Origin of the sequence: Luteimonas sp. MC1828, assembly GCF_016461615.1 — a bacterium.
In the GTDB taxonomy this organism is placed as follows: Bacteria; Pseudomonadota; Gammaproteobacteria; order Xanthomonadales; family Xanthomonadaceae; genus Luteimonas.
The window spans coordinates 1,050,151-1,072,647 of sequence record NZ_JAEMNY010000001.1; the positions used below are offsets into that span (position 1 = coordinate 1,050,151).

Genomic DNA, 22,497 nt, shown 5'->3' on the forward strand with positions numbered 1-22,497 from the left:
GGCACCTCCCCGGCGTGGTCCTCGCGCACCATGGGCGCGCCGTCTATGCTCGCCCGATGGAACCCTCCCGGAAACTCGCGGTCATCCACGTCGTCGATTCGCTCGACCTCGGCGGCCTGGAGCGCGTGGTCGCCGACCTGGCCATCGCCCAGACCGCGCACGGCCACCGGGTGACGGTCTTCAGCATCAACGACACCGCGGGATTCCGCGCGGACCTGGAAGCGGCCGGCGTGCCGGTGGTCATCGGTGGCAAGCGCCGTCCGCTTGATGTCGGCGTGCTGCGCGCCCTGCGCTCCAGCGCGCGCAGCCTGCGGGCGGACATCGTGCACACGCACAACTTCGTGCCCAGCTACTACGCGGCGCTGGCGATGCTGTTCAACCGCCACGCGACCCTCGTCAATACCTGCCACAACATGGGCGGGAGGCTGTCGAACCGGCGCCTGCGCATGCTGTATCGCTGGTCGCTGGCGCGGACGCGGCGGATCGCGATGGTCGGCCAGCAGGTCCACGACCAACTGGTCGCGAACGGCACGGCCCGCGCGCAGCTGGCGGAGGTGGTTCACAACGGCATCCCGATCGTCCGCCATGCCGATCCCGTGGCCGCGCGCGTCGATGCACGCAGGGCGCTGGGCCTGTCCGAGCACGACGGACCGGTGATCGGCTGCGTCGGGCGGCTGGTCGAACTCAAGAACCATCGCATCGTCCTGGAGCAGGTGCCGGCACTGCTCGCGAGCTTCCGGCGCCTGAAGGTCGTGCTGGTCGGCGAAGGCCCGCTCTCCGCCGACCTCCAGGCACTCGCCGACGGGCTGGGAATCGCCGACCGGGTGTTGCTGTCGGGCCCGCGGAACAACGTGCAGGCGCTGCTGCCCGCCTTCGACGTCTTCGCGCTGCCGTCGCTCACCGAAGGCCTGTCGATCGCCCTGCTCGAAGCCTGCGCGGCCGGCCTCGCGGTCGTGGCCGGGCGCGTCGGCGGCAATGTCGAGGTCATCTCGGACGGCGACAACGGCCGCCTGTTCGCTCCCACCGACGGCACGGCGCTGCAGGGCATCCTGCATGAGCTGCTGCGCGACGACGCGCTGCGCGGCCGGCTGGGCGCGGCGGCGCGGCATCGGGTGGAGTTGCACGGGTCGGTCGATGTCATGCGGGCCAGTTACGATGCGTTCTACCAGAGGGCGCTGGGCGGGACGGAAGCTGCGTTGCCGCAGGGCCTCACGCGCTAGGGCGGCTTGCCGGCCAGCGCTTCGAACGTGCGCGCAAGCCCGTCCTGCGTCGGAACCCGTTGCCGCCAGCCCAACGCCTTCAGCGCCGCGTTGGAATGCCGGAACGGACGGTACATCGAGCGCACCACGTAAGGGGTGAATACGGCCGGAAGCTGGCCCTTCGACACGCGGTTGTAGCGCACGAGCCAACGCGAGCCGAGCAGGAAGAGCCAGTAAGGCACCGCCAGCACGCGCAGTCGCCCCACATTGGCCTGGTAGCCCCGGAGGTACTGGCTGCAGCTCGGCAGCTCGTCGTCGACGACGTTGTAGGCGCGGCCATCGACGCCGTTGAGCGTGGCCTGTGCCACCGCATCGGCGCAGTTCTCGACGAACGTCAGCGGCAGCTCGGCGCCGCGGCCAAGGCTGAAGAACACGCCCATGGCGCGGATGCCCACCCGCGACGAGAACGCGCCGCCACCGGGACCGTAGATGACGCCGGGCCGCAACACGATGGTCTCGAATCCGTACCTGCCGCGGTACTCGGCCAGCAGATGCTCCTGGCGCGTCTTGGCGTGGGCGTAGGCTCCCTTCTCGATGCCGACGTCCTCGATCGGGACGGATTCGTCGTGCACCGCGCCCCGCGGCAGCGACTCGGTGCGGTAGACCGAGAATGACCCGACCATCACCACGCGCCTCACGCCAGCCCCCGCGGCGGCGTCGAGCAGGTTGCGCGTGCCGACCACGGTGTTGGCGAACATGTCGGCGGCAGAGCCGCGCATGCCCGCCGCCGCGTGCACGATGCACTCCACGCCCGCGACCAGCGCCGGCAGGTCGCGGGCATACAGCAGGTTGGCCGCGGAAGCCTCGATGCGCGCACCCGGGTGGCGCCGACCCAGGTCCTCGAGCAGCCCGTGGGGCGGGTCACCGCGAAAGTGCAGGCGCAGGTCGTCGATACCCGCCGCGAGCAGGCTGTCGGCCACGCACCGGCCCAGGAACCCGCCCGCCCCCGTCAGCAGGACCTTCATGGCCGCTGCGCCAGGGCGTCGACGATGCCATCGATGATCGCGGCCACGCGCAGGATCTCCGCCTGCGGCACGGGGTCCTCGCCGCGCCCCTCGATGGCGTCGTAGAAGCGGGTCAACAGCACCCGCATGCACTGGAAGTAATGGAACTCGTGGCGACCGAAGGCACCCAGGTTGCGCACCCCGCAGCGCGCGTACCGCCAGGCCTGAACCCAGGCCGGGAACAGGCGACCCACGGCACTCGGCTGGTCCTGGCGGGCGCTGCGCACCAGCGTGCGCGCCGCGTAATCCAGCTCCACCGTGTCGCGGGTCCCGTACACCTTCATGGCATGGCCGATCGGCCGCGCATGCGAGCCGACCATCGCCGATACCGTCCTGCCGTCGCGGTCCTTCAGCAGCAACCTGAGTTCATCAGGCATGGCGTCGACCACCGCGTCGCCGCTCGCCGGGCGCATGCGCCGCGCATCGGCGCACACCACGACCGGTTCGGACAGCATCGGCACGACCTTGGCCAGCACGTGGTCGATCACGTTGTGGAACAGCTTGCCGGGCAGGCGGTGCACCCAGTGCGCGGGATCGGACATCACCGCGATCCCGTAGTCCCCGGCCAGGTTGTAGCCGTAGCAGGTCTCCACGTGCACCACGTCGCCCAGCGCGCCGTCGGCCAGCAGCCTTCCCAGCTCGAGCGCAGGTGATTCGAAGTTGTACAGGTAGTTGACGCCGACGCGCCTGCCAACCGCGTTCGCGCAATCGAGGATCCTGCGCGCACCCTCGCCGTCGAGCGCGAAGGGCTTTTCCACGAAGACATGGCAACCCATTTCCAGCGCGCTGCACGCCAACGCCACGTGTGAATCGGGCGGCGTCGCCACGTGCACCACGTCCAGTCGCTCCCGCAGCACCATCTCCGCCATGTCCGCGTACTGCGCCAGGCCACCCCAGCGCTGCGAGAACTGTTCGGCCATGAGCGGCTCACGGTCGCAGGCCGCCACCAGCTGCGCGCGCCCGATGGCGCGCAGCTGTTCGGCATGGCCATCGGCGATCTTGCCGCAACCCACGATTCCAACCCTCATCCCTTTCCCCCTCTGGCCCCGCGATCCCGTCGTCCGGTCACGGAGTAAGCGCCGCGCGCTCTCCGACGGTGCTCGCGGCCGCCGCACCGCGCCGCGGCCGATAGTGGGGACGGGGAATGGCATGGTCGCGGTACATGCCAGGGTCGCCCTGCAGGCCGGCCTCCGCGGCCTTGGCGATGTTGTAGGCCTCGCGCGCGCTGACGTAGTGCAGCTTCCATTCGCGACCATCGTTGTAGCGCGACTCCAGGTACGAATGCGCCTTGTCCATGGCAGCGCCCAGCAGCGTATCCATGTCACGGTCCTCGGCTCCGTGTGTGTGGATCTTGACGAAGATCCACTCCGGCCGACCTTCGACATGGATCCCCGTGCGCACCCATGCATCGATGCGGTCGGTGGTGGGCGGCGCCACTGCGCGGACGTCGGCGTTCTCGATTCGCGGCACCAGACCGAACTTGCGGCTCCGCCAACGGAATCCCAGCGGGCCCTGTATGAGCATCAGGTCGCCCTCCGCGGAACCGCCCACGCGGACGCGCGGACCGCGATCGTGGGACTTCGGCCGGCACGGATCGTCCTTGGCGTAGTAGATGCGGTTGATGGCGCGCGTCTGGCACGGGTCGGGAGCCGCGGGGAAGGTGAAGTCCGCGTAGCAGCCCTCCTCCCGCAGCACGATCAGTTCGTTGTCGACGCCGCAGTGGCGGCCCGACGGGTGGCTGTTGTCGAGCGCCCAGTTGCCGTGGATGAAGGCCCACCGCGGCTGGCCGGTCACGGGGTCGCGCGGGAGCGCATCGTGGTCGCTCGCCAGCAGCTCGGTGAAGCGCGAAAGCTTGCGGCGCAGCTCGGCTTCGGTGTCGTTGTCGTGGTGGAGGTGGATCTCGATCTCGCCGAGCCCCATCCGGCACAGCGTCGCGAGCGCATCCAGGTGCTCGGGCCGGTACTCCTCCTCCGGATAGAAGAACGTGTGCATCGGCGGACGACCTTCCGAATCGCGATGGCTGGCGCACAGGCGGGGCAGCTCTTCGAGCCAGCGGGCGACGCGCGCATCCTCGCGCGCGCGTCCGGGATTGCCCCAGGCGGGCTCGTAGTGGTCGACAAAGCAGAACATGAGGTGCCGGGTCGTTCCGGGCGGGACCGGGGCGCGCCAATCCTGCCGCAGGTAGGCGGCGAGCCAGTCGGTGACGTTGCGCCGCCGCACCAGGATTGCGCCGGCGACCATGGCCAACAGTGCCAGCGCGGCAAGGAGCGCCGCGCCGATCGCGGGCAACAGCGTCGTGATACCGCGCCCGCCCGCCAGCCATGCGAGCGGAAGGACCGCGGCGGCGACCATGGTCTCCGCCTGCGCAGTGGCCGGCGCGTCACCGCCACCCGTGCCCGCTCCTCCGGCTGCGGGCACGGCCACCGGCACCTGCACGTGGTACGCGCCAAGGGTCTGCGCGCCATCGCGGCGCGCACCCTCGATGTCGTCGGAAACGCCGTCGACCGGCACGCCGGCACCGATGGCCGCGCTGCCGGCGCCCGGCCGCCCGTCGGCATCGAGCGCGAAATCGGCCGATACGCTTCCCGCCTCCGTGCCGCTCGCCAGGCGCCATGCCGGCAGCGACACCGGAAGCGCGATCGAGCCCGGACGGGCATCGCGCAGCAGGCAGTCCGGTGCATAGCCGTTGTGGTCGCTGTGCGGCCAGCCCGTGAGGCCGGACAAGCCACCGAGTTCGTCGGAATAGCGGATCTCGAAACAGCGGCCGCCACTGCCGCGCACCAGGTTGTTGCGAAGCGTCGCATTCACGCTCGGGGGACGCCCACCGTCGGGATCCCAGTCCTGGAACGGGATGCCGAAGTACAGTGCGGCATGCCCGACCCGGGCGGCGTTGTCGATCGTGTTGTTCACCACCACGGCGTCCTTGGCCGCGTACAGGCCGATGCCCGCGTAGTTGGTGTTGCGCACCACGTTGTTGCGCACCACCCCGCGGATCGACTCGTGGTATTCCGGGTTGAGCGCGGTATCGAAGAATTCCAGGCTGGTGTCGAACCCCACCAGGATGCCCGCCATCCCGGTGTCCTCGATGCGGTTGCGCTGCACCACCACGTCGGCCGCGCCACCCTTGAAGTACAGGCCGGTCGTGGCGATATCGTGGATGTAGCTGTCTTCCACCACCATCCCCGAACCGTTGACGTTGTCGATGCCGTCGGCGTTCATCTCTTCCAGCGGCGTGCCGGGCGCGTAGATCGCGCCGGTGTCGCGGATCTCGGTGCGGCGGATGGTGATGTTGTCCGACTTGGGGGTGATCTTGATGCCGTCACGCCCCGTGTCCCTGATCAGCAGGTCCTCGAGGACGATGTCGGAGGCGCCCCGCTCGGCCGGCGCGGCCTCCTGTTCCCAGCCCGTCTGCATCATCACGCCATAGAAGCGCCCGCCGCTGATCTCCAGCCCGCTGACGCGGCTCCCGGAGGCTGGGGGATCGATCTGCACCGCGACACTGTCCGGGGTGGCGATGTCGCAGTGGATGTGCGCGCGCTCGCCGGGGTGCGACCGCAGCACCAGCCTGACGCGCAGGCGCACGTCGCACTCGGAGTAGGTGCGGTTGCCCTCGGGCGCGCGCAGGGTGACGGTGTCGCCATCGCGGACCAGCGCGCTCTCCGGCGACAGCACGTGCCCGATCGTCCGGAAGGGGCGCGCCAGGGAGCCGTCGTTGCTGTCGCTGCCCCCGGTCGAGACGAACCATTCGCGGGCGTGTGCGGGTGCTGCGAGGCCCGCCAGCGCGACCAGGATCCAGCATGCCGCCAGTCGCTTGCCGTGCGGTGAGCCACCGGTGTAAACGCTGTACCGGGGTGGCACGCTATGTCGATGCATGTTGACTGCTTTTCCAGATGGCTGGTTGCGACAGCATTTGCCGTTGGTAAGGGACAACGGATATCCGGCCGGTAACAGGCCGCGCATGTGGGGGCATGGAATGATGAAACGGGACATGGCTGCGAAGGTCTTGGCAACACCGGGCATGCGCCGCCTGGTGGCCGCCGCGCTGCCTCACGATGGAGTGCTGGTCCTCAACTACCACCGCGTGGGCGACAGCAGCCGCTCGCGGTACGACCGTGGGCTCTGGAGCGCGACGGCCGAGGGTTTCGACGCCCAGGTCAGGTTCCTGAAGGACAACTGCGACATCATCGGCCTGGACGACATCGCCGACGCGCTGCGCCGTCCAAGTGGCCGCTACGTGGCCATCACCTTCGACGACGGCTATCTCGACAACCATGACATCGCCCTGCCGGTGCTGAAGCACCACCGCGTGCCCGCGGCGTTCTTCATTGCAACCGGCTTCATAGACCGCAACCTCCTGCCCTGGTGGGACGCGATCGCCATGCAGGTGCGCGAGAGCGCCAGCGGCACGCTCGACCTGTCGCCCTGGATTGCCGGGCGGATCGCTCTCGGCAAGGACCGCGAAGCCTGGATACGGCGCATCATCGCCGCCTACAAGGACCTGCCCTTCGGGCAGACGCTCCCGTTCCGCGCCCGCCTCACCGAAGAGACCGGGCTCGAGCCACCGGACACCGTGGAAGGCCAGTGGATGGACTGGGACATGGTCCGCGCACTGGCCCGGGCCGGCATGACGATTGGCGGCCACACCGTGAACCACCCGATCCTGTCGAGCCTTCCGGTCGAAGAGCAGCGCGCGGAAATCGAGGGTTGCGCCCTGCGCCTGCGGGAGGAACTCGGGATCGACATGACGCACTTCGCCTACCCCGTCGGCGGCCCCACCGCGTTCGACGACAACACCATGCGCCTGCTGCGCGATGCCCGCGTGGCGCAGGCGTTCTCCTTCTACGGCGGGGTGGCCCGCGCCTCGTCCGCACCGCTCGACCTGCAGCGCGTCCCGGTGTCCAAGGAGACGGGACAGGACCTGTTCCGGGCCATGGTGCAGCTGCCGCACATGTTCTGCCGTCAGCTGGCCGCCTGAAGCCGCTGCCCCGGCGATGAACCATGCGACCGACTTCGCAAGGCTCTATGCCGAGCTCGGCGTCTCGCCGCAGTGCGGCCTGCACGCGTTCAAGCAGGCGTACCGCCGCCGCGTGGCGGAGCTGCATCCCGACCGGCCCGCCACCGGACCGCGCGATCCCGACAGGCTCATCGCGCTCAACCTGGGCTACGCCGCCGCGCTGGACTTCCATCGCGCGCGTGGCCGGCTGCCCGGGGCTCCGGCGCACGCCGCCGGCACCACCGGGCAGACCGCGCCGCTGCAACATGGCAGCCAGTGGAACGGGCGGCACATGCAGGCCCGCACCGCGTCACCCACGGCGCAGCTGCCCCCCTCGGCCACACGCCATGCAATGTGGATGCGCTCGGTGCTGACGGTGCTGATCGTGGCGGGTGCAACCTGGCACTGGCTGCCGGCCTCCGAAGAGCCAGCCGCGCCGGCCGCCGAGTCTCCGCAGGCCGCGCCTTTCGCGGAAGCCCCGATGGACGTACAGCTCGTACCCGGCATGGACCGCCGCACCGTCGCGGTCCTGCTCGGCGAACCCATGGTGCGCGACGCCAGCGACTCGCTCTGGATGTATGGACCGTCCTGGGTGCACTTCGAGTGCGGGCGGCTGGCGGACTGGCACAACGCCCCGCTGCATCCACTGCCGGTCGCCACGCAGCGCCCGCAGCACGCGACAGCAGGCGGGGCCAGACGCACCGCCAGCGCACGGCCGCGCGCCTGCGCGGACCATGCGGTCATGACTGCGGACGTCGCGCCCCAGGCCCACGGGGACGACTGACCATGTGCGGGTTGGCCGGCTATCTGGGGGCCGGCATTGCCGCGCACGATGCGCGCGCGGTGCTGGCATCGATGATCACCACCCTCGCCCATCGTGGTCCCGACGGCTACGGCTTCCACGTCAGCGAGGGCGTGGGTCTCGCGCACGCGCGCCTGTCCATCATCGACCTCGCCACCGGCGCCCAGCCGATGGCCAGTCCGGACGCCCAGGTGTGGATCGTCTTCAACGGCGAGATCTTCAATTTCATCGAACTGCGAGCCCGGCTCGAAGCGCAGGGCCACGTGTTCCACACGCGGTCGGATACCGAAGTGATCGTGCATCTGTACCAGCGGCACGGAGATGCGTTCGTCGACCACCTCAACGGCCAGTTCGCCATCGCCCTGTGGGATGGCAGCCGGCGCCGGCTGGTGCTGGCACGCGACCGCCTCGGCATCCGCCCGCTGTACTACACCCGCGCGCGCGGCGCGCTCTGGTTCGCCTCCGAGGTCAAGGCGCTCTTCGCGGCGCTGCCTGGACACGCATGCATCGATCCGACGGGCCTCGCCCAGGCGCTGACCCTGTGGGCGCCGCTCGATCCCGACACGGTCTGGCAAGGCGTGGCCACGCTGCCGCCCGGCCACCTGCTGACCATCGAGGCCGACGGTCGTGAGCGCCTGCGCCGCTACTGGGACTGGACCTTCCCGGACGCGTCCGACCCGGTCCGTCACTGGCATGACATCGACCAGGCCGCGGGCGAACTGCGCGAGCGGCTCGTGGATGCCGTCCGGCTGCAGCTGCGCGCCGACGTACCGGTGGGCGCCTACCTCAGCGGTGGCCTGGACTCGTCGGGCATCGCCGCGCTGATCCGCACCGCCACGAATACGCCGGTGCGCACGTTCTCGGTGGCGTTCGCGCAGCGCGAGTTCGACGAGAGCCGGCACCAGCAGGCCATGGTCCGGCACCTCGGGACCGACCACACCACGCTCCATGTGGGAAGCTCCGACATCGGCCTGGCATTCCGGCGCTTCATCGCGCATGCCGAAACCCCGGTGCTGCGCACCGCGGGCGTGCCCCTGATGCTGCTTGCCGACGACGTGCGGCGCCAGGGGTATCGCGTGGTGCTGACCGGCGAAGGCGCCGACGAGGTCTTCGCCGGCTACGACCTGTTCAAGGAAGCCAAGATCCGCCGTTTCTGGTCACGCCAGCCCGGATCCAGCGCGCGTCCCCGCCTGCTCGGACGCCTGTACGGCTATCTCGCCAATTCGCCATCGTCCAATCCCGCGTTCGCCGCGGCGTTTTTCGGGCAGGGCATGGAGCACATCGACCGGCCCGTGTTTTCGCACGTGCCGCGCTGGACCACGTCGGGGCGCGCGCTCCGGTTCCTGTCGCCCGAACTCCGCACCGCGGTCGCCGGCTTCGACCCGCTGGCGCTGGTGGAGTCCCGCCTGCCAGCCGCGCTCATGCGCTGGAGGCCGCTGGCCCGGGACCAGTACGTGGAGGCGAAGACGTTGCTCGCCGGGTATCTGCTGGCCAGCCAGGGCGATCGCGCGGCGATGGCGGCCTCGATCGAGGGCCGCTATCCCTTTCTCGACCACACCCTGGTCGAGTTCGCGAACCGCCTGCCGCCGCAGTGGAAACTCCATGGGCTGTCCGAGAAGCACGTGCTGCGCAAGGCCTTGGCCGACCTGCTGCCGGCCGACATCCTCAGCCGCACGAAACAGCCCTATCGGGCTCCCGACAGCGAATGCTTTTTCGTCAACGGAAAGCCGCCCGACTACGTGGCCGAAGCCTTCGATCGCGACGCGATCCGCGCCGATGGCATGTTCGACGCCGACGCGGTGTCGCGCCTGTACGAGAAAGCGCGTGCCGGCAACGCGGGAGGCTTCGCCGACAACCAGGCCTTCGTCGGCATCCTGTCCACGCGGCTGCTGCAGGGCATCCACGCCGCAGGCGGGCGGCGGCGCGAGGAAGCAACGGCCGGGGCTGCCTGACCCGGGCGTCCGTGGCGGCTCAGGCCTCCGCGGCCTGGCGACCCTCGGCTTCGGCCTGGAGTTCGCTGCGCCGGATCTTGCCGGTGCCGGTCTTGGGCAGCGATTCGCGGAACTCCACCGTGCGCGGCACCATGAACTCCTCGAGGTGGGCGCGGCAGTGCGCGATCACCGCGCGCGCGTCCAGGCCGGGATCGTCGACCACCAGCAGCGCCTTCAGCGCATGGCCGAGCACCGGATCGGGAACACCCACCAGTGCGGCCTCGCGCACGCCGTGCATCGCATACAGCACGTTCTCGACTTCCTTGGGGCTGACCTTCTCGCCACGCGACTTGAGGATGTCGTCCTTGCGGCCGACGAAGTACAGGAACCCCTCGGCATCCATGCGGAACAGGTCACCGGTGTGCAGCACCCGCTCCCAGGGGTAGCGGCCGGGGCGCAGCGCGCGCGCGGTGGCTTCGGCATTGTTCCAGTAGCCCTGCATCACGTGGCCACCGCGCACCACCAGTTCGCCGACCTCGCCCGCGGGCAGCGGTCGCCCGGCATCGTCGGCCACCCAGGCCTGCGTGCCGGGGATGGCGATGCCGACGCTCTCCGGGCGTCGCGCAAGCTCCTCCGGCGGCAGCCAGGTGCAGCGCTTGGATTCGGTCATCCCATACATCGAATACACCCGCGCGGCCGGGAACAGGTCCTGCAACCTGCGGATGTGCGCGGGCGGCAGCGCAGCGGCGGTGTTGGTGAGATAGCGCACGCTGGCGGCCCAGGCCGGGTCGAAGTTGCGCAGCTGCACGATCAGCGCCGCCATCGTCGGCACCAGCGGAAACGCGGTCACGCGCTCGCTGGCCAGCAGCGGCAGCACCTTCTGCGGAAACGCGAAGGACGTCTCCAGCACGAGGGTGGCGCCCAGCTTCACGCACATCAGCAACTGGTACAGGCCGTAATCGAACGCCAGGGGAAGCACGCTGAGCACGACGTCGTCGCGGCTGGCCTGCAGGTAGCCGGTGATCGACGTGGCCGCGAAGCGCACGTTGGCGTGCGTCATCATCACGCCCTTGGGATTGCCGGTCGACCCCGATGTGTAGACCAGCATCGCCAGGTCGGTATCGATGCCGACCTGTGGCGGCAGGCAGGCCGGGTCGGACGCGGCGAGGAAGCGCCGGTACCCGATGGCCGCGCCATCAACGCCATCGCCATCGGCATCGACCACCACGATGCAGCGAACGCTGGGCGCTCGCGCCGCCGCCGACTGGGCGACAGGCAACAGGCTGGACTGGGTCAGCAGGACCGTCGCGCCGCAATCCGCGAGCACGAACGCCAGCTTGTCGGCCTTGGTGGTGGGATTGATCACCGAGAACACGCCGCCGGCGCGCAGGGTGCCGAAAACGCCGACCGCGGCTTCGACCGAGTTGTCCATGAACACCACGCAGCGCTCGCCGTCCTCCAGGCCGACGTGTTGTGCAAGCGCGGCGGCGAAGCGTTCACTCTCGGCGTGAAGCTCGGCGTAGTCGACGCGGCGGTCGCCGCGGACGATCGCCGGCTTCCCGGGCTGGTGCGCGGCCGCCCGCGCCAGCCAGCGCTCGCAGCGTGCCGTCACTCCGCCAGCTCCATCTCCTGGAGCTTGCGCGCGACGAAGGCATCGATGGCGGCGATGCTGTCGAGGTTTTCCGGCAGCACTTCATCGTCGTCGACGATGAAGCCGAACTCCTGCTCCAGCCAGGTGACGAGCAGCAGCACGCCCATGGAATCGATGACGCCCGATTCAAGCAGGCTCAGCTCGGCCGCGGGCGGCCCGCCGGGGCCCGCCGGGGGGAAGTTCTCATCGATGAATGCGCGGATGCGCGTTTCGTGCTGGCTCACTGGATCATCCGTTCGAGGGTCTGATCAATTAACGGAATCCGCGGCCGCATGCGGCCGGTCTAGCGCGCACCGCGCCGGAACAGCACGACTTCCACGGTCTGCAGCAGGATCATGAAATCGAACACGAGCCCCTGGTTCTTGACGTAGAAGAGGTCGAACTTGAGCTTCTCGTGGGCATCGCTGACCGATGCGCCGTACGGATAGCGCAATTGCGCCCAGCCGGTGAGCCCGGGTTTCACGGAGTGGCGCACGTTGTAGTAGCGGATCTCGCCGTTGAGCTGCTGCACGAACTGCGGCCGCTCCGGCCGCGGGCCGACAAAGCTCATGTCGCCTGCAAGCACGTTGAACAGCTGGGGCAGTTCGTCCAGGCGGGTCTTGCGGATGAAGCGCCCCACGCGCGTGGTGCGGTTGTCGTCACGGCTCGCCCATCGCGCGACGCCATCGCCTTCGGCGTCGGCGCGCATGCTGCGGAACTTGGCCAGCTCGAAGCTGCGCCCGCCCTCGCCCACCCGCACCTGCCGGTAGAGCACGGGCCCGTCGCCTTCGATGCGCACGGCCAGCGCGACCAGCAGCATGGCCGGCCACGCCACCAGCAGCAGCGCCGTCGCAGCGGCGAGGTCGAAGCAGCGCTTGCTCAGGCGTCGCATCAGTGAATGGTCGAAGCCGCCGGAGAACACCAGCGAAGACGGATCGGCCGCCTCGAGCTTGATCATGCCCGCCTCGCGCTCGAAGAACATCGGGATGTTGACCACGGAGATGCCACGCTGTGCGCAGGCCAGGATGTCATCCATCGGCAGGCCGCCGCGACGCTCGTCCGGGGCCAGGACGATCTCCTGCACGCTCAACTCGCGGGTCAGGGAAACCAGGTCGAGCGGGCTGCGCACGAGGAGGTCGGCGGCCACCACGACCCGTTGGCCGGGGGCCGGCACGAATCCGACCACGCAGAATGCCTGCCGGTCGGCCCGGCGGCGCATGCGGCGGTTGATCAGGTCGGCTTGCTCGCCGGCACCGTAGACAAGCACGCGGCGCTTGTAGGCAGCGCCGCCCGTCAGGCTGCGCGCGCCCCAGCGCAGGGCGGCAACCGCCACGAACCCGAGCGCGAGGTTGATCGAGAGCAGGCCGCGTCCCATGTAGGTCTGCGGCAGCACGTAGTAGGTCACCAGCAGCCCGACACCACCGAAGGCGAATGCCAGCACCATGCGCAGCAGCAGTTCCGAGGGGTTGTGGCGCACGTGGGACTGGTAGAGCCCGAATGCCGCCATCGCCATGGTGACGTACATCGGTACCAGGATCGCGGGAAAGGGCACCATGGCCAGGTGCAGGCTGCGGCCATCGGGATCATCTGAAAACCGCAGGCAGATCGCCGCCACCGAGGCGAGCAGCAGGGCCAGCGACTCGAGCAGCCACTGGATGCGCACGAGGCGCTGGGCACGCCCGCCGAAGGCCCCGATCACGGGACCAACCCATTGCATCTGAACGACAACATGCCGACCCCCGTGAGCGATCGCGGCCACTGGACATGGGCGCCGCATGGCGGTGCCCATCCAGAAAAACTCCGATCACGCTGCAAACCGGCCAAAAAAAAACGCGGCAGGCCGCGTGGGGTGTGGTCGACGGGGCCGGGGCCTGGCTGCCGCCCGGGACGGGCGGCAGCCAGGTGACACTCAGTCGGCGGAGAGCTTCTGCTTCGCGCCGTCGATCCAGCTGCCCACCGTCTTCCATGCGGCGGCGGCCGGCGACGTGATCACCACGTCGGACGCTGCCTCGGCCGGTGCGCTCGTGGTGAGCGTCGGGTTGCTGATGCCGGGACGCGCCGGGGTGCGCGCCGGAGGCGTACCGGTATCGACCGGACCACGGAGCCGCGGGCGCGGCGGCGTCGCCACCGGCGGCAGGGTGGCCGTCGGCGTCTTCAGCCGGTTACGACGCGGCGGATTGGTCGTCGGCGGCGGGGTCGTGCCGCCGGCGAGCTGATCGGCACCGATGTCATTGCTGGTGCCACGGACGTGCATGTCGATGTCGTGCACCACCTGGGACAACGGAATGCCGCCGCCGATGGCCGGGCTGCCCGCGGCGATGTGGCCGGTGGCGTTGACGGAGAACGCGGCCAGCTTGCTGTTCGCGTCCTGGCCGGTGGCCGACCGCCACTGTCCCAGCGTGCCGGCCGTGGTCAGGCCACTGCCGGGGCGCGAATCGCGGAACGTGCAGCTCGCGTTGTGGAAGCCGTTGTAGTTCGAGTTGGCCGAACCGCTGAGGCCGGAAAGCCCGCCGAGTTCACCGCTGTAGCGGATATCGATGCAGTTTCCGCCGTCCTGGATCACGAGGTTGTTGACCAGCTTCGGGTTGACGCTCGCCGGGCGGCCCGCCAACGGGTCCCAGTCCTGGAACGGCACGCCGAAGTACAGGGCGCCGTGGCCCTTGCGCGCCGCGTTGACGATGGTGTTGTTGGCGACCAGCGCATCCTTGGCCGCATAGAGGCCGATACCCGCGTACTGCGTGTTGCGGACGACGTTGTTGCGCACGGTGCCGCGGATCGACTCGTAGTACTGCGGATTGAGCTGCAGGTCGAAGAACTCGGTGCTGGTGTCGAAGCCCACCAGGATGCCCGCCATGCCGGTGTTCTCGATGCGGTTGCGCTGCACCACCACGTCCGCCGCGCCGCCCTTGAAGTACAGGCCGGTGGTGGCGATGTCGTGGATGTAGCTGTCCTCGACCAGCATGCCGGAGCCATTGACGTTGTCGATGCCGTCGGCGTTCATCGCATCCGGCGACGTGCCGGCCGGGTACATCTTGCCGGTGTTGCGGATCTCGACGCGACGGATGGTCGCGTTGTTCGACTTCGGGGTGACCTTGATGCCGTCACGGCCGGTATCGCGGATCAGCAGGTCTTCAAGCACCACGTTCTCGGCGCCCTTGTTGCTGGACGGGCCGCCCTGGTACCAGCTGGTCTGCAGCATCACGGCGTAATAGCGCCCGCCACTGATCTCGAGGTTGCTGAGGCGGCTGCCCGAGGCACCCGGATCGATCTGGATGGTGACGCTGTCGGGGGTGTTCACGTCGCAATGGATGTGCGCGCGCTCGCCGGGATAGGAACGCAGCGTCAGCGGCTTGCGCAGGCGGACGTCGCACTCGTTGTAGGTGGCGCCACCGCGCAGCGTGACGGTGTCGCCCGCCGACACCACGCCATTGGTGGTGGAGAGCACGCGCTTCACGGTGCGGAACGGCGAGCCGATGCTGCCATTGCCGCTGCTGTCGTTGCCGGTGGGGGAGACGAACCACTCGGCGGCGTTGGCCGGGGCGGCCACGAAGGCCAGCAGGAGTGGGGTCGCGGCGAGGGCGGCGAGGCCGCGGTGCCGCTTGGACGAGGAAGGCGCGCTATGCGGCCGGGTGGAATCTGTTGCGGAGTGTTGCGGGTTGGAGATGACGGTGGTGGCGGGTAAGCCCGGTAACGGGCGCAGGATTGGTAAACGTAAGCTCGAACGCATGGGTGACTCCGGGTATGCAACAGCGCCCCTGTTCGCCGTGCGTGGATGGTTACAGCCGGCGCAGATTAGCCGCGACGCCCACGCACGAAAGCGACGGCGATCACAGTTGTCCCAGCTGGAAAAGCTGGCATTCATCGGCGCAAACCCGGAACCATCTGCGTAAAACACGAACGCCAGCGGCGGGCCGCTGGCGTTCGTGCACCACATGGTGCGCCCTGAAGAAGGCCCCACCTCCGCCCGACCCGGGTGCGTGGACGGTGCCTGGGGGACGGCACAGGCCGGTGGCGATCGGGTCAGCCGGCACGCCTCGGCATCTCGTTGATCCTCAGGCCATTTCCCCACATCCCGCGGGCCAGCGCGGGCGAAACGACGCACCATTCCTTGAACTGCGTCACACTATTTCGGCGCTGATCAAGGCGCCGCCGCGGGTCGCGTGAACTGCTCGCACCAGTCGCCGAGGCTCGACAGCACGTGATCGCGATCGGCGGGCGACATCAGGGTGTGGTCGAACGCTGGCCAGTACGTGGTCGTCAGGCCCGCATGCCGGCAGGATTTGCCGAAGGTGTCGTCAAGCTGGCGGCGATCCAGCATGTACTTCGACACCCCACCCGTGTACATCGCCAGGATCCGCACACCGCGCGAGAGCAGGTCGGTGGATTGCCGTCGGAATGCCTTCGGCTCGGGCCAATCGCGAATGACGGCGATATCTGCCGCGTACACCCCTTCTTCCGGACGCAGGCCGCGGAGCAGCCGCCAGGCCAATCCCGGCCATTGCCACGGCGGTCGACGCAGTGCCTTTCGTACGCGCGCAAGGCGGAACCACCGGCCCCGATGGGCGAACCCGTCAAGCAGCCAGACGCCCGCGATTCGTGGATCGTGCTGCGCGATGTGCCAGGCCATGTCGGCCGCACTGCAGATGCCGCCGATGACAAAACGCCTGGAACCGACCTCCCGCTCCAGCGCATCCAATGCCGCCGCCACCATTGCATTGACCGACACCCCCGCCGCAGGCCCGTCGCCGACCCGCGGCAGGTCGAAGCGGAAGACATCCACGCTACGCGTGGCAAGGTATCGGGCGATCGCAACGTAACTGCGGAACGGCCCGACCCGATGCGTCAGGCCCGCGTTGAGCAGGACCAGGGTCACCGGCGTCGCCCGACGCCTGGCGGGGGTGAGTATCCCGTAGCCGAACCCCGGGATGTCGATCACTTCATCCATGGGCCACCGTCCGGCGGCGCTGCGGCAGGTCGAGCAGCAGCGCCTGCACCACCGGCTCGGCGTCGCGAAGGTGGATGACGCTGCGCAGGTCGAGTTCGTCGACCCAGTCGGAAGCGACGTCCGGCAACACATGATGGGTGCCGTCGGCAAAGGCCACCGGCATGGTGCCCGGGCCTGTCACGACCGCCACCGGCAATCGCGTACCGCCCGCCACCACGCAGCGCGAGGCGAGCTCCCTGCGAAACCCCGCCGAGGTGCGGAACCCGACCAGCTCGTCGCGTTCGGCCGGCACCGGCAGTGCGCGCAGCGGATAGCGGCGTGGATCGGTCCGCGCAGCGAGGTCCTGGGCTTCCAGCGATTGCACGTGGGCACAACCGTCCACCACCGGCAGCCAGAGCCACAGCGCATCGGCCCGGGCGGGATTGGCGGCATGGAATGCCAGCGGCGCGGACGCGCGGATTCCCATCAGGACCAGCGGATGGTCGCCGGCGCGCCGGCGCAGCTCGGCGGCAGCGCAGGCGATGTCCGCAAGCGCCAGGTCCGGGCTGAAGTCGGCGTCGTCACCTTCGGCGTCGCCGGTTCCGTGGTAGTCGAAGCGCAGGCAGGCGACGCCGTCGGCCGCCAGCCGATCGGCCATCTGCGAGAAGAAGCGATGGCTGCGCGCGTGCTCGTGCAGCAGCGGCGGACACATCAGCACCAGGGCGCGCGGCGTGCCCACTGCGGGATGCAGCACGCCGAACAACCTTCGCTCCTGCGCAAAAAAGTGGAAAGGCTGCATGCTCATGAGAGTGGCGGCGGAAGCTCCCGGCTTCCCGGCACAACGGAAGTGGCGACAGCGGCCGGTCAGCCTCGTGCCGACGCAGAGCCGAACAAACGTTTGACGCGCCCCACCAGGCGGCCGCCGGAGCTGCGCGCACCCGGCGCCACGTCGTCCGGCAGGTCGGCAGCAATTTCGCCCAGGCTCTGCACCGCGAGCTGCATCAGCTTGATGCGCACGCCGGTCTCCTTCGAAACGCGTTCCGACATCTGGATGGCGAGCATTGAATTTCCACCGATGTCGAAGAAGTTGTCCGACGGTTGCACGTCAATGTCCAGCAGCTCCGACCAGATCCCGACCAGATAGGACTCGCGGGACCCGGCGGCCGGGGGCTGGACATTGGTCGCGGTGTTGTCTTGCATGGAGTTCTCCCCCCGTTGAAGCGGCAATCATTCCAACGTCGATTGCGGTGGTGAGCGGCCGGATCCGCGCCAGGCCCGCGTAACGCAGTCCCCGTCGGCGTCCGATTCATGCGGATTCCGTTCGGTTCTGCTACGCCAGCCCGCCGGCGTCGCGCGTGGCCAGGCCCGCGAGCGCCCCGACGCTGCGCGCGGGGTCGTCGGCGATGGCGCGCAGCAGCGCCATGTAGCACGCGCGCAGCCGGAGGATGCTCTGTTCGAACAGGATGTCGGAGTTGTAGATCAGCCCGCCGGCCATCCCGCCGCCATCCTCGACGAACCACAGGCCCAGGTCCTCGGTCGCACCGGGCTGGAAGACCTCGATGCGGCTGTGGTCGAGGTCGCCCCAGCGCACCACGCGCTGGCGGATGTCCTGGAACGAGAACAGCGCCTGGTACAGCATCGTGCCGCCGCCTTCGCTGCGCAGGCTCAGCTCGCGGGTCAGGTCCTCGAGCCGGATGTCGGGCGCGGAAAAACTGTCCAGCACCACGTCGCGTACCTTGCGCACCAGCTCGGTGAACGGCCGCGCCGGGTCGATCTCCATGCGCAGCGGCAACAGGTTGGTGAAATAGCCCATCAGGCCCTCGACTTCCGACGAGTTGCGCCCCCGCACGGGGGTACCGATCACCATGTCGCGCTGGCCGGCATGGTCGGCAAGCAGCAGCGCGTACGCGCTCAGCAGGGTCACGAACAGGGTCACGTCCATGTCGCGGCTGCGGGCATGCAGGGCCGCGGTCAGGTCTCCCGGGACCAGGACCTTGCACGACGCACTGTTGCCCGACATCCCGCGCTTGCGCGGCTTGTCCGTGGGCAGGGCCTGCGGCCGGCCGCCCTGCGAGTTGGGTGCACCCAGCCGCTCGCGCCAGGACACCAGCTGCTTCGCGTACTCCGGGCCCTTGACCCATTCGTTGTGCCAGGCCGCGTAGTCGCCGTAGGTCACCGGCAGTTCCGGCAGCCGTGGCGCCCGTCCCTCGACCAGCGCCGCGTAGCTCTCGGCGATGTCGGAGTACAACAGGTCGAACGACCAGCCGTCCCAGATGATGTGGTGCGGCATGAAGAACAGGGCGTGCTCGTGTTCGGCAAGCTTGAACAGCTGCGCCCGGAACAGCGGCGCCCGCGACAGGTCCTCGAAGGGCGTCTCCACCATCACCTGCATGCGGCGCGCGACTTCGGCTTCACGCTCATCTTCCGGCACCGCGCTCAGGTCCTGCACCTGCAGCAGGCCCGGGTCGATCTCATCGTGGATGACCTGGACCGGCTCGCCGCCCTCGGTGGCGATCGTGGTGCGCAGCACGGTCTGCCGCTGCGCGACTTCGCGGAACGCGCGGTCCAGCAGGGCCACGTCGAGCGGGCCACGCAGGCGGTGTCCGGAAGGCGTGTTGTAGGACAGGATGCCGGGATTGAATGCCTCCAGCATCCGCAGCCGCTCCTGCACCAGCGACAGCGGTGCGCGACTCTGGTCCTTGCGTCGCACGATCCGCGGGCGCGGCGTCGCTTCTCCTGCTTCCTGCTCTACAACTTCCGCCAGCCTGGCCACCGTGGGGCAATCGAACACGGAACGCAGCGACAGCGCCGCGCCGAGGTCGCGGTTCAGTCGCGTGGTCAGCTGCGCGGCCAGCAGCGAATGGCCACCGAGCGCGAAGAAGTCGTCATGCACGCCGATGTCCGGCACGCCGAGCACGTGCGACATCGCCTCGGCGATCGCACGCTCGGTCTCGTTGCGGGGCAGCACCAGGTCGCTGGCGACGCGCGCCGCCAGGTCGGGCGCCGGCAGCGACTTGCGCTCGGCCTTGCCGTTCGGCGACAGCGGAATCGCGTCCATCGCGATGAAGTGCTGCGGCACCATGTAGTCGGGCAGCACCGTTTTCAGATGCGCCGCCAGCCGGACCGGATCGGCCTGGGAACCCGGCCTGGCGACCACGTAGGCCACCAGCCGGACGTCGCCGGGACGATCCTCGCGGGCGATGACCACGGCCTGGGCGACCGATTCTTGCGCCACCAGATTGCTCTCGATCTCGCCCAGCTCGATCCGGAATCCGCGCAGCTTCACCTGGAAATCGTTGCGGCCCAGGTATTCGATGTTGCCGTCGGCACGCCAGCGCCCGAGGTCACCGGTCCTGTACATGCGCGCATCCGGTTCTCTCACGAACGGATCGGGCAGGAAGCGCTCGGCGGTGAGCGCGTCGCGGTTGAGGTAACCGCGGCCGACCTGCACGCCGCCGATGAAGATCTCGCCGGACACGCCGATCGGCACCGGCTGGCCGGACGCATCGAGGATGTAGATGCGGGTGTTGGCGATCGGATGCCCGATCGGCACGCTTGCCGCTCTGGCACCGGCACTGCACGCCCACGCGGTGACATCCACCGCCGCCTCGGTCGGCCCATACAGGTTGTGCAGTTCGACGCCCGGCAGTTCGCGCCCGAATGCCTCCACCAGCGATGCAGGCAGTGCCTCGCCGCTGCAGATCACCCGTCGCAGGCCCGCGCACGCGCGACCCACGCCGGGATGTTCGAGGAACGCATGCAGCATCGATGGCACGAAATGCATCGTGGTCACGCCACGCGCCTGCACGGTGTCGGCCAGGTAGGCCGGATCCTTGTGGCCGTCCGGCCGCGCCATCACCAGGCGCGCGCCCGACAGCAGTGGCAGGAAGAACTCCCACACCGAAACGTCGAAGCTGAAGGGAGTCTTCTGCAGCACCGTGTCGCCAGGGCCGATGCGGTACTCGTCGCGCATCCACAGCAGGCGATTGACCACGCCGCGATGTTCGTTCATCGCGCCCTTGGGCATGCCGGTCGAACCGGAGGTGTAGATCACGTAGGCGAGGTTGGTCGCCAGCGCGACGGGCCCGGGATCGGTCGCCGGCTGCCCCGCCCACTCGGGCTCCGCGGCATCGAGCACCAGCCGCGGCAGCGACGGGGCGATGCCCGCCAGCGTCCCTGCCAGCGCCTGCCGGGTCAGCAGCACCGATGGCCGGCAATCGCCGAGCATGTAGGCGAGGCGATCGGCGGGATAGGCCGGGTCCAGCGGCACGTAGGCGGCACCGGCCTTGAGCACCGCCAGCAGGCCCACCACCATGTCCAGGCTGCGGTCGACGCACACCGCGACACGGTCATCGGGTTTCACGCCGATGCTGCGCAGATGGTGCGCCAGGCGATTGGCCGCCGCGTTGAGCTCATCGAAGCGCAGGCACGCGCCCCCGTGCTCGACCGCGATCGCGTCGGGCGTGCGCCGCACCTGCTGCTCGATCAGTTCCTGGATGCAGGCGTCACGCGGATAGTCGACCTGGGTGTCGTTGAACTTCTCCAGCACCAGCCGGCGCTCGGTCTCGGCGAGCAGCGGCAGCTGCCCGAGTGCCCGCGAATCGTCCTCGACCATCGCCTCGAGCATCGTGCGCCAGTACCCCATCCAATGGCGGATGGTGGCGGTATCGAACAGGTCGCGGCTGTACTGGCACTCCAGGCGCAGCCCGTCCCCCACCTGGACCGCGTTGATGAACAACTCGAAGTTCTCGAACGTGCGCGCGTTGCTGGCGAAGTCCATCTCCAGGCCGGGAAACGCGGCATGTTCGCGACCCAGCGCCTGGTCGATGTTGAACATCACGCTGATCAACGGCAGCCGCGACGGATCGCGGGCGACCTTGAGCTTGCGCAACAGCGTGCCGAAGGTATAGCGCTGGTGGTCGAGCGCATCGAGCAGGGTCGCCTGCGCAGCGTCGATGGCCGCGGCCACCGGCTGCGCGGGATCAAGGTCGAACAGCAGCGGCAGCGTGTTGACGCAGTGCCCGACCAGGTGATCGTGCCCGTCCACGGACTGGCCCGCGGCGGGGATTCCGACCACGACCTGCGACTGGCTCGACAGCCGGGACAGCAGCGCGGCGAAGCTGGCCAGCAGGGTCGCGAACAGGCTCACGCCACGGCGCGCGCCCATCTTCCTGATCGCTGCGACCACCTCGGCATCGAGCACGTAGTCCTCGCGCGCGGACGCGAAGCCGCGGCGCGCGGGGCGCGGCCGGTCGGTGGGCAGGTCGAGTACCGGCGTTTCGCCGGCGAAGCGCGACAGCCAGTAGGCCTCGTCCTCCGCGAAGGCGGCATGGGCATGGCGCGTGGCCTCGGCCAGCGCGTAATCGGCGAAGTCGTCCGCCGGCGGCAGTTCGGACGGCGTGCCCAGCCGCCCTGCGTACAGCGCGGCCAGCTCGCGCGTCAGCACCCACCACGACCAGCCGTCGCAGACGATGTGGTGTGCCGTGAGCACGAGCAGGTGGTCATCGTCGCCCAGGCGCAGCAGTTCGGCGCGGAACAGGCGGTCGTGCTGCAGCGCGAACCGGGTTTCCACCGCCAGCCGCAGGCGCTCGGCGACGGCTGCTTCGCGCGCGGCATCGTCCAGCTTCGAATAGTCGAACGTCGGCAGCGCCAGCTCCACGCAATCGAGCACGCACAGCGTGTCGCCCTCCGGCCCGAGATTGCCACGCAGGGCGCCATGCCGGTCGAGCAGGTCCTGCAACGCGCTGTGCAGCGCGGCGGCGTCCAGGCGGCCCTTGAGCCGCATCGTCACCGACTCGTTGAACGCCAGCGAGGCGTCCCTGCCGAGCTGGTCGGCCAGCCAGATCTCGCGCTGCGGCTCGGTGGTGGGCACCACGCGCGCGAGTGCGCCTTCGGCGAACGGATCGTATTCGACCGCGGCTCCCGCATCGGGGACTGGCTTGACTGCGGACATC

At 69.3% G+C, this 22,497-nt stretch carries 15 protein-coding genes; 4 read left to right on the forward strand and 11 right to left on the reverse strand.

Annotated features, from left to right (window positions below; all coding sequences use genetic code 11):
• The first annotated feature begins 56 nt into the window (after positions 1 to 56).
• A complete protein-coding gene (locus JHB91_RS04935) occupies positions 57 to 1,220 on the forward strand; it encodes a glycosyltransferase (protein WP_199471878.1) in 1,164 nt (387 codons plus the stop codon).
• On the opposite strand, the gene JHB91_RS04940 is transcribed toward JHB91_RS04935, so the two are convergent.
• From JHB91_RS04940 to JHB91_RS04950, 3 genes are read right to left on the reverse strand one after another with little or no spacing between them, the layout of a single operon-like run.
• Positions 1,217 to 2,224, reverse strand: a complete 1,008-nt coding sequence (locus JHB91_RS04940; protein ID WP_199471880.1) for an NAD(P)-dependent oxidoreductase — start codon at positions 2,222 to 2,224, stop codon at positions 1,217 to 1,219. The two genes, JHB91_RS04935 and JHB91_RS04940, sit on opposite strands and share 4 nt — an antisense overlap.
• On the reverse strand, positions 2,221 to 3,291 hold the full coding sequence (locus JHB91_RS04945; protein ID WP_199471883.1) for a Gfo/Idh/MocA family oxidoreductase: 1,071 nt from the start codon (positions 3,289 to 3,291) through the stop codon (positions 2,221 to 2,223). The genes JHB91_RS04940 and JHB91_RS04945 overlap by 4 nt, the downstream gene beginning before the upstream one ends.
• A gap of 37 nt (positions 3,292 to 3,328) precedes the next feature.
• Positions 3,329 to 6,136: a right-handed parallel beta-helix repeat-containing protein gene (locus JHB91_RS04950; protein WP_199471885.1), complete on the reverse strand. Its 2,808-nt coding sequence runs from the start codon at positions 6,134 to 6,136 to the stop codon at positions 3,329 to 3,331.
• Between the two features lie 115 nt (positions 6,137 to 6,251).
• Between JHB91_RS04950 and JHB91_RS04955 the strand changes: the two genes are divergently transcribed.
• From JHB91_RS04955 to asnB, 3 genes are read left to right on the forward strand one after another with little or no spacing between them, the layout of a single operon-like run.
• Positions 6,252 to 7,238 (forward strand): polysaccharide deacetylase family protein, encoded by a 987-nt coding sequence (locus JHB91_RS04955; protein WP_199375439.1) that lies wholly within the window; start codon positions 6,252 to 6,254, stop codon positions 7,236 to 7,238.
• A 16-nt stretch (positions 7,239 to 7,254) separates the two neighbouring features.
• A complete protein-coding gene (locus JHB91_RS04960) occupies positions 7,255 to 8,040 on the forward strand; it encodes a J domain-containing protein (protein ID WP_199471887.1) in 786 nt (261 codons plus the stop codon).
• Between the two features lie 2 nt (positions 8,041 to 8,042).
• Entirely contained in the window at positions 8,043 to 10,010 is a 1,968-nt protein-coding gene (asnB, locus tag JHB91_RS04965; protein ID WP_199471890.1) for an asparagine synthase (glutamine-hydrolyzing), read from the forward strand.
• A gap of 19 nt (positions 10,011 to 10,029) precedes the next feature.
• On the opposite strand, the gene JHB91_RS04970 is transcribed toward asnB, so the two are convergent.
• The 8 genes from JHB91_RS04970 to JHB91_RS05005 all read right to left on the reverse strand — a co-directional run bounded on the left by JHB91_RS04970 (position 10,030) and on the right by JHB91_RS05005 (position 22,496).
• Positions 10,030 to 11,601: an AMP-binding protein gene (locus JHB91_RS04970; protein ID WP_199471892.1), complete on the reverse strand. Its 1,572-nt coding sequence runs from the start codon at positions 11,599 to 11,601 to the stop codon at positions 10,030 to 10,032.
• The gene (locus tag JHB91_RS04975; RefSeq protein ID WP_234447002.1) at positions 11,598 to 11,864 is read right to left on the reverse strand and encodes a phosphopantetheine-binding protein; all 267 of its coding nucleotides are present in this window, start codon (positions 11,862 to 11,864) and stop codon (positions 11,598 to 11,600) included. The genes JHB91_RS04970 and JHB91_RS04975 overlap by 4 nt, the downstream gene beginning before the upstream one ends.
• Before the next feature lie 59 nt (positions 11,865 to 11,923).
• Positions 11,924 to 13,318: a TIGR03013 family XrtA/PEP-CTERM system glycosyltransferase gene (locus tag JHB91_RS04980; RefSeq protein WP_234447001.1), complete on the reverse strand. Its 1,395-nt coding sequence runs from the start codon at positions 13,316 to 13,318 to the stop codon at positions 11,924 to 11,926.
• Between the two features lie 210 nt (positions 13,319 to 13,528).
• A complete protein-coding gene (locus JHB91_RS04985) occupies positions 13,529 to 15,166 on the reverse strand; it encodes a right-handed parallel beta-helix repeat-containing protein (protein WP_199375434.1) in 1,638 nt (545 codons plus the stop codon).
• A 591-nt stretch (positions 15,167 to 15,757) separates the two neighbouring features.
• A complete protein-coding gene (locus JHB91_RS04990; RefSeq protein WP_199471894.1) occupies positions 15,758 to 16,564 on the reverse strand; it encodes a hypothetical protein in 807 nt (268 codons plus the stop codon).
• A complete protein-coding gene (locus tag JHB91_RS04995) occupies positions 16,557 to 17,297 on the reverse strand; it encodes an alpha/beta hydrolase (protein ID WP_199375432.1) in 741 nt (246 codons plus the stop codon). Before JHB91_RS04995 ends, JHB91_RS04990 begins: the two co-directional genes overlap by 8 nt.
• A 110-nt stretch (positions 17,298 to 17,407) precedes the next feature.
• The gene (locus JHB91_RS05000) at positions 17,408 to 17,743 is read right to left on the reverse strand and encodes an acyl carrier protein (RefSeq protein ID WP_199471896.1); all 336 of its coding nucleotides are present in this window, start codon (positions 17,741 to 17,743) and stop codon (positions 17,408 to 17,410) included.
• Positions 17,744 to 17,873: 130 nt separating this feature from the next.
• A complete protein-coding gene (locus JHB91_RS05005; protein WP_199471898.1) occupies positions 17,874 to 22,496 on the reverse strand; it encodes a non-ribosomal peptide synthetase in 4,623 nt (1,540 codons plus the stop codon).
• Position 22,497: the final 1 nt, after the last annotated feature.